The sequence below is a fragment of the Trinickia sp. HAY1-2D genome (assembly GCF_056754935.1).
In genome coordinates this window covers 3735672-3748869 of sequence record NZ_JBPGWX010000002.1, presented here as the reverse complement: position 1 = coordinate 3748869, position 13198 = coordinate 3735672, and the positions used below count along the sequence as shown (strand labels likewise).

The 13198-nt window shown below is 65.8% G+C and carries 11 protein-coding genes; 10 read left to right on the top strand and 1 reads right to left on the bottom strand.

Annotated features, from left to right (window positions below):
* The first annotated feature begins 496 nt into the window (after nt 1-496).
* Nucleotides 497-1420, top strand: coding sequence for a CopD family protein (locus tag ACR9ZC_RS24465; protein ID WP_481582240.1), 924 nt, complete (start codon nt 497-499; stop codon nt 1418-1420).
* Between the two features lie 396 nt (nt 1421-1816).
* Here the strand turns inward: ACR9ZC_RS24465 and dgoD are convergent, their stop codons facing one another.
* The gene (gene dgoD / locus ACR9ZC_RS24460; RefSeq protein WP_481582239.1) at nt 1817-2965 is read right to left on the bottom strand and encodes a galactonate dehydratase; all 1149 of its coding nucleotides are present in this window, start codon (nt 2963-2965) and stop codon (nt 1817-1819) included.
* A 244-nt stretch (nt 2966-3209) separates the two neighbouring features.
* On the opposite strand from dgoD, the gene ACR9ZC_RS24455 reads away from it, so the two are divergent.
* From ACR9ZC_RS24455 to ACR9ZC_RS24415, 9 genes are all read left to right on the top strand, one after another.
* Complete coding sequence (locus ACR9ZC_RS24455; RefSeq protein WP_481582762.1) at nt 3210-3890, top strand: FadR/GntR family transcriptional regulator; 681 nt, start codon at nt 3210-3212, stop codon at nt 3888-3890.
* Between the two features lie 119 nt (nt 3891-4009).
* Complete coding sequence (locus ACR9ZC_RS24450; protein ID WP_331569517.1) at nt 4010-4162, top strand: DUF6496 domain-containing protein; 153 nt, start codon at nt 4010-4012, stop codon at nt 4160-4162.
* A gap of 186 nt (nt 4163-4348) precedes the next feature.
* Complete coding sequence (locus tag ACR9ZC_RS24445; protein ID WP_481582238.1) at nt 4349-5905, top strand: FGGY-family carbohydrate kinase; 1557 nt, start codon at nt 4349-4351, stop codon at nt 5903-5905.
* A 105-nt stretch (nt 5906-6010) separates the two neighbouring features.
* Complete coding sequence (gene deoC, locus ACR9ZC_RS24440; protein WP_481582237.1) at nt 6011-7015, top strand: deoxyribose-phosphate aldolase; 1005 nt, start codon at nt 6011-6013, stop codon at nt 7013-7015.
* Nucleotides 7016-7029: 14 nt separating this feature from the next.
* Entirely contained in the window at nt 7030-9426 is a 2397-nt protein-coding gene (locus ACR9ZC_RS24435; RefSeq protein ID WP_481582236.1) for an aldehyde dehydrogenase family protein, read from the top strand.
* A 79-nt stretch (nt 9427-9505) separates the two neighbouring features.
* Complete coding sequence (locus tag ACR9ZC_RS24430) at nt 9506-10000, top strand: RbsD/FucU family protein (RefSeq protein ID WP_481582235.1); 495 nt, start codon at nt 9506-9508, stop codon at nt 9998-10000.
* Nucleotides 10000-10935, top strand: coding sequence for a ribokinase (gene rbsK, locus ACR9ZC_RS24425; protein ID WP_481582761.1), 936 nt, complete (start codon nt 10000-10002; stop codon nt 10933-10935). Before ACR9ZC_RS24430 ends, rbsK begins: the two co-directional genes overlap by 1 nt.
* Nucleotides 10936-11027: 92 nt before the next feature.
* Nucleotides 11028-12071: an ABC transporter permease gene (locus ACR9ZC_RS24420; protein WP_440560009.1), complete on the top strand. Its 1044-nt coding sequence runs from the start codon at nt 11028-11030 to the stop codon at nt 12069-12071.
* Between the two features lie 107 nt (nt 12072-12178).
* Entirely contained in the window at nt 12179-13186 is a 1008-nt protein-coding gene (locus ACR9ZC_RS24415) for an autoinducer 2 ABC transporter substrate-binding protein (protein ID WP_331569506.1), read from the top strand.
* The last annotated feature ends 12 nt before the right edge of the window (nt 13187-13198 follow it).

Below are 13198 nucleotides of genomic sequence, written 5' to 3'. Positions count from 1 at the left end.
GCTGCGAGCTGGCCTACAGCTCGAGGCGAATTGTTCGGCGAATTATTCGGCGAGTTATTCGGGTTTGCCACACTTGCAGCGGCGACCCGCGGCGTTGCGACGCAGCATTCTATCATCGATGCCTGTCACGAGCTATTTGCCTCAGGCGACGCAAATCCGTCCTGATGCGGCGGCGCGACAATTTGACGCGCATATTCGATGCGCTCCGGCTTGCCCGGCATACACCGTTCGGCCACGCCAAGGTCCCGTTCCGTTCCGATACGCACGGCTCGCGTACACTCTCGGCTGCGTCGGACCGGCGCGGCCCACCGATTCACGCTTTGCGCGGCATCGTGCGCGCCGGCCGCCCCGGTTTTTTCTCGTTAGCCCCTCGTTTGTCCTGCCTGCCGATGAAGCGATCCTTCCCCGATTCCCGTATGACCCGATCCCGCCGTTCCAGTCGAGTTGCCGGCCGGCATCCGCATCCTCCCTTCGTGTTCACGGAGCGTCAGTCCTGATGAACGCTTCCGGCCTGCTGATCGGACAAGTCGCGCTGACCGCGCTCGTTCATGTCGCCTTTGCATTTGCCATCGGTTCGACGCTTTTCGAGCGGTGGCTTGCCGCGGACGGTGCGCTCGCGCGGATCGCGCCGTCGCATGGCGCCTGGCATCGGGCGCGCGCGTCGCTGATGGCCGCCGCGTTCGCGCTCGTGCTGGCGGAGGGCGGCTGGTTGCTGTATGAAGCCGGTGCGATGACGGGTGCCGGCGTAGCGGGCGGCTTGGCGGCTTTGCCGGATGTCGTCGGCACGACCCATGTCGGACATGCCTGGTGCGTTGCATTCGTCGGCGCCGCCTGGCTGCTCATGGCGGCGCTCCTGTCTCGCGGCGGGCGCTTCGGGGTGGGGATGTTCTGGCTCGGCGCGCTCGCCAGCGCGGCCGGCACGGCTGCGATCGGGCATGCCGCCGATGCGGGCATGCCCTCGCTCGGCTGGGCGATGCAGGCGGTTCACGTGCTGGCGACGGCCGTCTGGGGAGGCGTGGTGCTGGCCGGCGGGCTCGTGGTGCTGCCCGCGCTCGACACGTCGATCACGCGTATCGCGCTGATCCGCCTTGCGGATCGGGTCTCGAACGTATCGCTCGTGGCTTTTTGCGTCGTGTTGATCTCCGGTCTGGTCGGCGCACAACGTGGACTGGGAGGCTCGTTTGCGGCCTTGCGCGGGACTGCCTGGGGACACGTGCTGACGCTCAAGCTCGCGCTCGTGCTGCTGGCCGTCATGCTGGGGGCGCTCAACCGTACGTCGGCGTTGCCGCGGCTGCGCCGCAGCGCTTCGACGCTCGATGCGCATACGTTTCGCAACGTTCTACACCTCGAAGCACTGGTGATGATCGCGATCTTCGTGACCGCGGCGGTGCTGGGGCTGACACCGCCCGGCCATACCTGATAGCCGCGTCGCGGCGTGGGCCGCGGCGATACCGGCCTTGTCGGCCCATGCAGCTTCCCAGCCGCGGCGCCAGAGCAGCGCCGCGGCCAGAACGCGCAGCACGCCGAACGTCACGAGCGCGCTGACCGCCATCTGTTCCCGGAGTCATGCATGGCGGTTTCTCCCTGATGTGTCGTTTTGCGGGGAGATATGCAAGAGCCGGGCCAGTCGTTCGCATCGATGGGGCGGCCCACCGCGAAGCCCTATGCAGCAATGAATCGGGCTGCGACCGGGCGATTGCCTGATCGGCCGAGAGCGCCCGAAACGGCGGGCGTTACGCGCGTGCCGTTACGGGGCGTAACGTTGAACGAACGTTACGCGGCATCGCGCGGCGCCGTGCGGCGCCGCGCTTCGCGGTTACCACTCGGCGACGCTGCCATCCTCGTGGCGCCAAACCGGGTTGCGCCAGCGATGTCCTACTTTCGCCATCTCGCGCACCTTCGACTCGTCGACTTCGACACCGAGTCCGGGCCCTTGTGGGATGGAGACGAAACCGTCCTCGTACTTGAAGACTTCGGGGTTGCGGATGTAATCGAGCAAGTCGTTGCCCTGGTTGTAGTGGATGCCGAGGCTTTGCTCCTGAATGAATGCGTTGTAGCTGACGGCATCGAGTTGCAGGCAGGCCGCCAGCGCGATCGGGCCGAGCGGGCAGTGCAGCGCGATCGCGACGTCATAGGCCTCGGCCATCGTCGCGATCTTGCGGCACTCGCTGATGCCGCCCGCGTGCGAGGCGTCCGGCTGGAGAATGTCGACGTAGCCGCCTTGCAGAATCTGCTTGAAGTCCCAGCGCGAATAGAGCCGCTCGCCGAGCGCGATCGGGGTGTTCGTCTGGTTCACGATGTCGCGCAGCGCTTCGGCGTTTTCCGAGAGTACCGGCTCTTCGATGAACAGTAGCTTGTACGGATCGAGCTCTTTCGCGAGCACCTTAGCCATCGGCTTGTGAATACGACCGTGGAAGTCCACGCCGATGCCCACGTGCGGGCCGACCGCGTCGCGCACGGCCGCGACATTCGCGATGACGCGTTCGACTTTGTCGAAGGTATCGACGATCTGCACTTCCTCCGAGCCGTTCATCTTGAGCGCTTTGAAGCCGCGCTCGACTACCGCGCGCGCGTTGTTCGCCACATCGCTCGGGCGGTCGCCGCCGATCCACGAATACACCTTGATCCGGTCTCGCACCTGGCCGCCCAGCAGGGCGTGGACAGGCACGCCATGGTGCTTGCCTTTGATGTCCCAGAGCGCCTGGTCGATGCCTGCGATCGCGCTCATCGAGATCGGGCCGCCGCGGTAAAAGCCGGCGCGATACATCACCTGCCAATGATCTTCGATGGCGAGCGGGTCCTTGCCGATCAGGTAATCGGCCAGTTCCTCGACCGCCGTCTGAACCGTATGCGCCCGACCTTCGACGACCGGCTCGCCCCAGCCGACGATACCTGCGTCGGTCTCGATCTTCAGAAACAGCCAGCGCGGCGGCACGACGAACGTTTCGAGCTTGGTGATTTTCATGGATCCCTCTCCTCCTTTGACTGTGCAGGGCGGTGGCAGCCTGACTGACGGACAGCCGGGCGCCGTCCGATCGCGCCGAAAACCGTATCGTACCTCAACTTTATTTAGAGTAATATTAATAGTACTTTTATAGCGGCGACTTCCTGCCCGGATCGGCGGCTTGCGCTTTGCGCAGGCCCCGCGATAATCGCGGTCGACGGCCGCGAATCGCAACGGCCGGCGAAAGCCATTCGAAAGGAGAATCATCATCCAGCGCGATCTGCACGGACGCGTCGCCTACCTGCTGGCGACAGGCATTTTGCGGGGCGACTATGCGCCCGAATCGATCCTGCCGCGCGAGGCGGAGTTGATGAGCTCGTTCGGCGTGAGCCGGACCGTGCTGCGCGAAGCGCTGCGCACGCTGACATCGAAAGGGCTCGTGGAATCGCGGCCGAAGGTCGGTACGCGTGTGCGGCCGCGCCATGCCTGGAACCTGCTCGATGCGGATCTGCTCGATTGGTACTCGCAGGTGGCGCCGCCGCTCAGTTTCGCGTTGAAGCTGCAGGAAATGCGCGAGATGGTCGAGCCTTATGCGGCCGAACTGGCGGCGCGCGCCCATACGAGCGAGACGCTCGTCGCGCTCGAGCGCGCCCATGCCGCGATGGTGTCGGCGCGGACCGTCGACGAATGGGTACGCGCCGACCTCGGTTTTCATCTCGGCATTCTGGCCGCTTGCAGCAACGAGCTACTGATGCCGCTCGGACCGCTGATCGGCCGCACGCTCGGAGCGCAGCTGCTGCTCAATGCGAAACGCGCGGAGGTGTTCAACGCGTCGCTTGACGAGCATTCGGCGGTGTTCGAGGCGATCCGGCAGCGCGACGCCGATGGGGCGCGGCGGGCCATGGCCGAGTTGCTGGGCACGACGCGCCGGCGCATCGAGGGCTGAAGCATCGGTCGGCACTTCGCCGGCGCGCGTGCCGGTTGTGCGTGGAATGGGCGTTGCTTGTATACGAGTAAGCCGTCGCGAAGACGAGCGAGTATGGACAACCCATCCAGGAGGACATCATGCCACTACGCAAGGGCACGTCCCGCGAAGACGTTTCGAAGAACGTCAAGACCGAAATGAAGCACGGCAAACCGCAAAAGCAAGCCGTTGCCATCGCACTGAATCAGGCGCGCAAGCACGGCGCCAAGATTCCGAAGAAGAGCGAGAAGTAAGGCGCCGACAGTCCATGTCGCCATGGGCGCCAGGGCGCGAACGGCATTATCGAGTGCGCCCTGGACGGTTGCCCCGCTCCAGACGTTGCACCGCCCCGACGATCGGCCTATAAACGCACTGTTCGCACCTGGGCGGACCGTGCGCGCTCGTCGCGCGCGAAAACAACGAAGGAGACACGTCCCGCCATGGATTACGTCATCGGCATCGATATCGGCACGCAAAGTACGAAAGCTGTCCTCGTCGACGCGCGCGGCGCCATCGTCGCGCAGCACGCGCATGGCTACCGGCCCGACACACCGCGACCGCTGTGGGCCGAACAATGGCCCGACGTCTGGTTCGACGCAGCGGTGCTTTGCATCGCGGCCTGCACGCGCGAGGCGCGCGCGAAGGGCATCGCGGCAAGCGACATCAAAGCGTTGGCGATCAGCAGCCTGTACGGCGGGTCGGGCATCCCCGTCGATGACGAATTTCGTCCGCTTCATCCTTGCCTGATCTGGATGGATCGGCGCGCGACCGATCAAGTGGAATGGGTACGCCGCAATATCGATGTCGAGCGTTTGCGGGCCATCACCGGCAACGGTGTCGACAGCTATTACGGCTTTACCAAAATGCTGTGGCTGCGAGAGCACAAGCCCGATGTCTGGAACCAGACCCGCTACTTTCTTCCCCCCAACGCTTATATCGCCTACCGGCTCACCGGCGAGCTCGCCGTCGATCACAGCTCGGCCGGCAACATCGGCGGCGTCTACGATGTCGCGCGCCGTAGCTGGTCGGACGAAGCGCTCGCCATGCTGGGCATCCCCGCTGCGCTGATGCCCCAGCGGCTCGTCGAATCGTCGGAAGCGGTGGGCGGCTTGTTGGCGTCATGGGCCGCCGAGCTCGGGCTCGCGCCGGGTATGCCGATCGTTGCCGGCGGCGTCGATGCGGCCATCGCCACGCTGGCGGCCGGTGTCACGCGGGCCGGCCAGCATGTTGCGATGATTGGCACAAGCATGTGTTGGGGCTATATCAACCAGACCGTCGATGCGCGACATGGCCTGGTCAGCATGCCGTACGTGCTCAATGGCCGGCGCGATCTCTACATCTTCGGCGGGGCCAGCTGCGCGGGGGCTTGCGTGAGCTGGTATCGCGATCAGTTCTGCCAGGCCGAGGTCGAGGCGGCGCGCGCTCTGCCGCACGGCGACCCTCATCAACTGCTCGAAACCGCCGCCGCTGAAGTGCCGGCCGGCTGCGAGGGCGTGATGTTTCTGCCTTATCTGATGGGCGAGCGCAGTCCGATCTGGGACCCGCAGGCGAGCGGTGCATTCGTCGGCCTCAACCTCGTCCATACGCGCGCGCACCTCTACCGTGCCGTGCTGGAGGGCGTGGCGTTCGCGCTGCAGCACAACATCGACGCGGGACGGCGGGGCGCGCAGTCGCTCGACGAGCGGCTCATCGTCGTGGGCGGGGGCGCGCATTCGAATCTGTGGATGCAGATCATCGCCGACGTGACGGGCTACCCGGTCTACACGATCGAACAGGAAGTCGAGGCCGCCATAGGGGCGGCGCTGCTTGCGGCGCTCGGTACCGGAATCGTGACCGAAGAGGCCGCCGCACGCGGCTGGGTGACGCTGCGGGAGCACGCACGGCCCGACGCCGGCAGACGCGCGATCTACGCGCAACGGTTCGACGTCTACAAGGCGCTCTACCCCGCGCTGCGCGAATCGATGCACGCGTTGCGGACCGATCAGACAGGCTTGTAGAGATAATCATCACAAGCACTTGTCACGATCGTATCGCCTGATATAGGATGGTTGCCAATCTGCGCTCACGCCGCGTTGTGTGGCGCACCATTCAGGCATCTTTCCATGTCAGAAGCTACATCCCAGGCGGTGGTCGCGCTGCGTGGCGCTGCGGCGCCTCATCCGTCGCGTAATGCGGGCGTGTCGTTCGATGCGGCATGGTTCGACACGCTGCGCGTCAATCAATCGGCCGTCGCGCGCCGCACGGCGACGCTCGGCACTCGCCGCTCGGTCAAGAAGGACGCCCAGGCGGCATGGCTGCTGAAGGCCGTGACCTGCATCGATCTGACGACGCTCGCCGGCGACGATACGGAGGCGCGCGTGCGGCGTCTGGCCGCCAAGGCGCGTCGGCCGATTCGCGACGACCTCCTCGAGGCGCTCGGCATGGGCGACGCGCGGCTGACAACCGGCGCCGTGTGCGTCTATCACCGCTTCGTCGCGGCCGCGGTCGACGCGCTGGCCGGGAGCGGCATTCCCGTTGCGGCCGTGTCGACGGGCTTTCCGGCCGGCCTGATCCCGCATCCGCTCAAGCTCAAGGAAATCGAAGCGTCGGTGGCCGACGGCGCGGCGGAGATCGACATCGTCGTGACGCGTGAGCACGTGCTGACCGGCAACTGGCGCGCGCTGTACGACGAGGTGCGCGAGTTTCGCGCCGCATGCGGGGCGGCCCACTTGAAGGCGATTTTGGCGACGGGCGACATCCGCACGCTGTCGAACGTGGCGAAGGCTTCGATGGTCTGCATGATGGCCGGTGCGGACTTCATCAAGACGTCGACGGGCAAGGAAGGCGTGAACGCCACGCTCGACGTTTCGCTCGTGATGACGCGCATGATCCGCGAGTACGGGGAGCGAGCGGGCTTCGCCATCGGCTTCAAGCCGGCAGGTGGGGTCTCCACGGCCAAATCGGTACTTGCGTATCAAATTCTGATGAAGGAAGAACTCGGCCGCCCCTGGCTCGAACCCGCGCTGTTTCGCATCGGCGCGTCGAGCCTGCTGGCCGATATCGAGCGGCAGCTCGAACACCACGTCAGCGGCCGCTATTCCGCTTTCAACCGACACCCTCTAGCCTGACCGAGCGCACTGCGATGAGCGTAGCCGAGTACTTTGCTTCGATGGATTACGGTCCCGCACCCGAGGACGATCAGCCTGCGCGTGCGTGGCTTGCCGCACACGAGGGCCGGTTCGGACATTTCATCGGGGGCGCGTGGCGCGCGCCGTCGGCCGGCGAGACATTCGATGTGCTGGCGCCGGCGAGCGGCGAAACGCTTGCGCGCGTGGCCCAGGGCGATGCGGCCGATGTCGATGCGGCCGTCGCGGCCGCTCGCGCTGCACAGCCGGGCTGGCAAGCGCTGGGCGGCGCGGGCCGCGCGCGTTACCTCTACGCACTTGCACGGATGGTGCAGCGCGAGAGCCGTCTCTTTGCCGTGCTCGAAGCGCTCGACAACGGCAAGCCGATTCGCGAGACGCGCGATATCGACGTGCCGCTCGTCGCACGCCACTTCCTGCATCACGCGGGCTGGGCTCAGTTGCAAGACACCGAATTCGCGGGTTTCACGCCGCTTGGCGTGATCGGCCAGATCGTGCCGTGGAACTTCCCGCTTTTGATGCTCGCGTGGAAGATCGCACCGGCCATCGCGCTCGGTAACTGTGTCGTGCTGAAACCGGCCGAATACACGCCGCTGACGGCGCTGCTGTTCGCGGAGCTGGCCCGGCGCGCCGGTCTGCCCGATGGCGTGCTCAATGTGGTCACGGGCGACGGACGCACGGGTGCCGCCCTCGTCGAGCATGGCGACGTCGACAAGATCGCCTTCACGGGGTCGACCGAAGTCGGCCGACTCATTCGCGCCGCCACGGCGGGCTCCGGCAAGTCGCTGACGCTCGAACTCGGCGGCAAATCGCCGTTCATCGTTTTCGACGATGCGGACCTCGACGGTGCCGTCGAGGGCGTTGTCGACGCCATCTGGTTCAATCAGGGGCAAGTCTGCTGCGCGGGTTCGCGGCTGCTCGTTCAAGAAGGCATCGAGCGGCGTTTCATCGACAAGCTCAAGCGCCGCATGGCGACGCTACGGGTCGGCCCGTCGCTCGACAAGGGCATCGATATGGGCGCGATCGTCGACAGCGTGCAGCTCGCGCGCATCGAGGCGCTCGTCGAAACGGGCCGGCGCGAAGGCTGCACGATCTGGCAGCCGCGAGAAGTCGAGTTGCCGGCGCGCGGCGTCTTTTATGCGCCGACGCTGGTGACCGGCGTCGCACCCGCATCGACACTCGCGCAGGAGGAAATCTTCGGCCCCGTCTTGACGGTCATGAGCTTTCGCACGCCGGACGAAGCGGTCGAGCTCGCGAACAACTCGCGCTATGGGCTGGCCGCGAGCGTCTGGAGCGAAACGATCGGCCGCGCGCTCGACATCGCGCCGCGTCTTGCCTGTGGCGTGGTGTGGGTCAATGCGACGAATCTCTTCGATGCGGCCGTCGGGTTCGGCGGTTATCGCGAATCGGGCTATGGGCGCGAGGGCGGCAAAGAGGGCATCTATGAGTATTTGAAGCCGCCCGGCTGGCGCGGATTGCCATTGCGCGCCGAATCCGCACCGCGCGCGACATCGCCGGCCGGGGTCGTCGGCCAGCGCGACGACACCATTGCGCGCATCGACCGCACGGCCAAGCTGTACATCGGCGGCAAGCAGGTTCGGCCCGACAGCGGCTACTCGCGCGAAGTTCACGCGCCCGACGGTACCTTCGTCGGCGAAGTCGGCGACGGCAACCGCAAGGACATCCGCGATGCGGTAGCGGCGGCGCGTAGCGCGGGCAAGTGGTCGCAAACGAGCGCGCATGGCCGGGGCCAGGTGCTCTACTATCTCGCGGAGAACCTTGCCGTGCGCGCCGAGGAGTTCGCCCAGCAACTCGCGCGCCGCACCGGAGCAGTGCGACAGGAGGCGTCGCGCGAAGTCGAGACATCGATCGCGCGTCTTTTCACCTACGCCGCGTGGGCCGACAAATTCGACGGTGCCGTACATGCACCGCCGCTGCGCGGCGTGGCCTTGGCGATGCATGAGCCGCTCGGGGTGATCGGCATAGCGTGTCCCGACGAAGCGCCGCTGGCGGCGTTCGTCTCGCTCGTGGCACCGGCGCTTGCGCTCGGCAATCGCGTCGTCGTGCTGCCGAGCGAGGCTTGCCCGCTGATGGCGACGGACTTCTATCAGGTCGTCGAAACGTCGGACGTGCCGGCCGGCGCGCTGAACATCGTCACGGGCGCGCGCGCGGCACTGTTGCCCGCGCTGGCCAAGCACGACGACGTCGACGCGCTCTGGTGCTTCGGGCCGGCTGCCGATTCGACGCTCGTCGAGCGCGAATCGGTCGGCAACCTGAAACGGACATTTGTCGACTACGGACGGCAAATCGATTGGTTCGATGCGATGAATGAGGGTTTGCCGTTCTTGCGCCAGGCTGTGCAAGTCAAGAACATTTGGATACCTTACGGCGATTGATTCGCGGCGGCGCGCTCGACGCGCGCGCAATACAATGCCGATGCCTCGCATCGTCAGGCGATAGGAGACAGGAGACGAGATGCTGAAGAATCTGAACCCGCTGTTGAACCCGGATGTTCTTTACGCGCTGAGCGCAATGGGGCACGGCGACGAGGTCGTGATCTGCGACGCCAATTTCCCCGCGGATTCAGTGGCTCGCGATACGAAGCTGGGCCGCCTGTTGCGCATGGATGGCGCCGATTCGGCACAAGCCGTGCGCGCGGTGCTGTCGATCTTGCCGCTCGACACGTACGTCGAGGCGCCCGCGATGCGCATGGAAGTCGTCGGCGATCCGCAGGCGCTGCCGGCCGTGCAGCGCGAGGCGCAAGCGGAGGTCGATGCCGCCGAGGGGCGCAGCGTGCCGTTCGCGTCCATCGAGCGTCACGCTTTTTATGCCCGCGCGCGCAAGGCCTATTGCGTCATTGCGACGGGCGAGCTGCGCGGCTATGGCTGCTTCGTTTTCGCCAAGGGCGTGATTCTCGCGCCGGATGCCCCGCAGGTAATCCCCTCCGGGGATGCCCCGAAGGCAGCATGATGGGCGGGCGCGTCGTCATCCTCGGCATCTATGTGACGGACCTCGCGTTCCGGGCGACACGCATGCCGCTCATCGGCGAGACGATTGCCGGCTCGACGTTTGCAATGGGTCCGGGCGGCAAAGGCTCGAACCAGGCGGTCGCCGCCGCGCGCGCCGGTGCCGAGGTCGTCTTTTGCACGCGGTTGGGCAACGACGCGTTCGGCGACATCGCGCGCGCGACCTGGCAGGCGGAGGGGATCGTGGCGCGCGCCACGGGTGTCGAGGGCATGGCAACGGGCGCGGCGCACATCTTCGTCGAAGAGGGAACGGGCCACAATGCGATCATCGTCGCGGCCGGCGCGGCCGGCACGATGGATGCCGGCGATGCGGACGCGATCGAAGCCGATATCGCTTCGGCTCAGGTCTTCGTGACCCAGCTCGAGCAGCCGGTGGCAGCCGCCCGTCGCGGCCTCGAGATCGCGCGCCGCCACGGCGTGACCACGGTGCTCAATCCGGCTCCGGCGCTGCCGCTGCCCGACGATATCTTCGCGCTGTGCGACTATGTCACGCCGAACGAGACCGAGGCCACCACGCTGACCGGCATCGAAGTGCGTTCGCGCGACGATGCGCGCAAGGCGGCCGATGCGCTGCTCGCGAAGGGTGCGGGTGCGGTCATCGTGACGCTTGGCGAGGCCGGCGCGCTCATGCACTCGCATGCGCGCTCGGTCTTCGTGCCGGCGTTCCGATGCGGACCCGTCATCGAGACGGCCGGTGCCGGCGATGGCTTCACAGGCGGCTTCGCGGCCGCGCTCGCACGCGGCGACGATCCGGTCGAGGCGATACGCTTCGGCTGTGCGCTCGCCGGTATTTCGGTCACGCGCCCGGGCACGGCACCGTCGATGCCGCGACTCGCCGAAATCGAGGCGCTGCTCGGTGCGGCTGCGGCCGCGGGCTGAGGCGGAGCGCGACGCGAACATCGCGTGAAACAGGTTTCGCGCGGCAAACGCGAACGGTCCGAGCAAAAGATTTGGAGGAGCATGTCGTCAACATGAAGCCGTCAATCCGTCCCGCCCAGTGGTTCGCCGACCGGCAGCTCAACTTTCTATTGAGCGTCAACGTGCTCGTGGTGCTTGTCGCGGTAGGGTTTTCGCACGGGCAGTTCGTCGGCATCGACAACCTGCAGTCGATGGGCTCGCAGTTGCCCGAGGTCGGGCTGCTTGCGTTCGGCATCATGCTGTCGATGCTCTCCGGCAACGGCGGCATCGATCTCTCGGGCGTGGGTCTTGCGAACCTGTCGGGCATGGTCGCCGCACTCGTCGTGCCGCAGTTCGTCAACGGCGACGATTCCCCGGTGCTCTATACCGCGCTCTTTTGCGCGATCGTCGTGACGATGGGGCTTGCGGGGGGCTTTTTGAACGGATTGGTGATTGCTCGTCTGAAGCTCACGCCGATCCTTTGCACGCTTGGCACGCAACTCGTCTTCACGGGTTTGGCCGTGGCGCTGAGCAACGGCGCGTCGGTGCACATCGATTACATCGAGCCGCTTTCGGACATCGGCAACGGCACGTTCTTTCAGGTGCCCATCTCGTTTTGCATCTTTCTCGCCGCGGCGCTCGTGCTGGGCTGGGTGCTCAAGCGCACGCCGTTCGGACTGCGCTTGTATCTGATGGGTACCAACCAGCGCGCCGCGTTCTATGCGGGCGTGCCGAACGCGCGAATGTTGATTGCCACCTATACGCTATGCGGCCTGCTGGCTTCGCTCGCGGGTCTCGTGAGCGTGACGCACACCATGAGCGCGAAGTGGGACTACGGCAACTCGTACCTGCTCATCGCGATTCTGATCGCGGTGATGGGCGGCGTGAATCCCGCGGGCGGGTACGGCCGCGTCGTCTGCGTGTTTTTTGCCGCGACGGTGCTGCAGTTTCTCTCGAGCCTGTTCAACCTCATGAACGTGTCGCAGTTCTTCGGAGACTGTACGTGGGGATTTCTGCTGCTGCTCTCGCTGGCATTTGCGGGCGGCGAACGCGTACGCGCGATTTTCGGCATCGCGCTGCCGCGCGGCGGCAAGACGCCGCCTCGCCCCGGGGGATGAAGACAGCAGGGACGAAGCGGATCGAGCAGTCGGCGAACACCAAGGCCTCGGGCGTTCGCCGCGGTAGCAAGGGGCATCGAGCGAACAATACACAGGAGACACACGGCATGAAACCGATTCGATTGAGCCTCGCGCTCACCGCATGCGCACTCGGCGCCGGCATCGTATTCGCGGCACAAGCGGCGACGAACGAGACGATCGTCACGGTCGTGAAAGTGACCGGCATCAGCTGGTTCAACCGCATGGACGACGGCGTCAAGGAATTCGCCAAGGAGACGGGCGTGAACGCGTACCAGACCGGTCCTGGCCGTGCCGACGCCGCCCAACAGGCAAAGATCATCGAAGACCTGATCGCCAAGAAGGTGAGCGCGCTGGCAGTCGTCCCCTATGACCCGCCGACGCTCGAACCGGTGCTGAAAAAAGCGATGGATCGCGGCATCAAGGTCGTCACGCACGAGGCGGACAACGCCAAGAACACGATGGTCGATCTCGAGGCCTTCGATAACGCCGCGTACGGCGCCGCGCTCAATGACAGGCTCGCCAGCTGCATGAAGAGCGAGGGCAAGTGGGCGACGCTCGTCGGCTCGCTCGGCAGCCGCTCGCAGGTGCAATGGGCCGAGGGCGGCATCGCCGAGGCGAAGGCGAAGTATCCGAAGATGCAACTCGTCGAGCACAACCTCGAAACCAACAACGACGGCACGCGTGCCTACGAAGTGGCCAAGGAAGTGCTGCGCAAGCATCCGGACATCAAGGGCTTCCAGGGATCGTCGTCGCTCGACGTGCTCGGCATCGGGCGCGCCGTGGAGGAAGCGGGCCTGCAGGGCAAGGTCTGCGTGTTCGGCACGGGGTTGCCGGCCGAAGCCGGCAAGTACCTCGAAAGCGGCGCGATCAACGGCATTGCGTTCTGGGATCCGAAGCTGGCCGGCGAGGCGATGAACAAGATCGCGAAGATGCTCGTCGACGGCAAGACGTTCAAAGTCGGCGATACGCTGAATCTCGGCATGCCCGGCTATGAGAAAGTCGTCTTCAGCAAGGGGCCGGGCAAGGGCCTCATCGCACGCGGCCAGGGTTGGGTGAGCGTCGACAAGACGAACTACAAGCAATACAACTTCTGATCGGCGCGTGAG

Excerpts from the sequence above, each read along its gene's own strand:
- ACR9ZC_RS24415 (WP_331569506.1), top strand. The coding sequence starts at position 12,179 with ATGAAACCGATTCGATTGAGCCTCGCGCTCACCGCATGCGCACTCGGC.
- ACR9ZC_RS24450 (WP_331569517.1), top strand. The coding sequence starts at position 4,010 with ATGCCACTACGCAAGGGCACGTCCCGCGAAGACGTTTCGAAGAACGTC.
- ACR9ZC_RS24420 (WP_440560009.1), top strand. The coding sequence starts at position 11,028 with ATGAAGCCGTCAATCCGTCCCGCCCAGTGGTTCGCCGACCGGCAGCTC.
- dgoD (WP_481582239.1), bottom strand. The coding sequence starts at position 2,965 with ATGAAAATCACCAAGCTCGAAACGTTCGTCGTGCCGCCGCGCTGGCTG.
- ACR9ZC_RS24445 (WP_481582238.1), top strand. The coding sequence starts at position 4,349 with ATGGATTACGTCATCGGCATCGATATCGGCACGCAAAGTACGAAAGCT.
- deoC (WP_481582237.1), top strand. The coding sequence starts at position 6,011 with ATGTCAGAAGCTACATCCCAGGCGGTGGTCGCGCTGCGTGGCGCTGCG.
- ACR9ZC_RS24435 (WP_481582236.1), top strand. The coding sequence starts at position 7,030 with ATGAGCGTAGCCGAGTACTTTGCTTCGATGGATTACGGTCCCGCACCC.
- rbsK (WP_481582761.1), top strand. The coding sequence starts at position 10,000 with ATGGGCGGGCGCGTCGTCATCCTCGGCATCTATGTGACGGACCTCGCG.
- ACR9ZC_RS24465 (WP_481582240.1), top strand. The coding sequence starts at position 497 with ATGAACGCTTCCGGCCTGCTGATCGGACAAGTCGCGCTGACCGCGCTC.
- ACR9ZC_RS24430 (WP_481582235.1), top strand. The coding sequence starts at position 9,506 with ATGCTGAAGAATCTGAACCCGCTGTTGAACCCGGATGTTCTTTACGCG.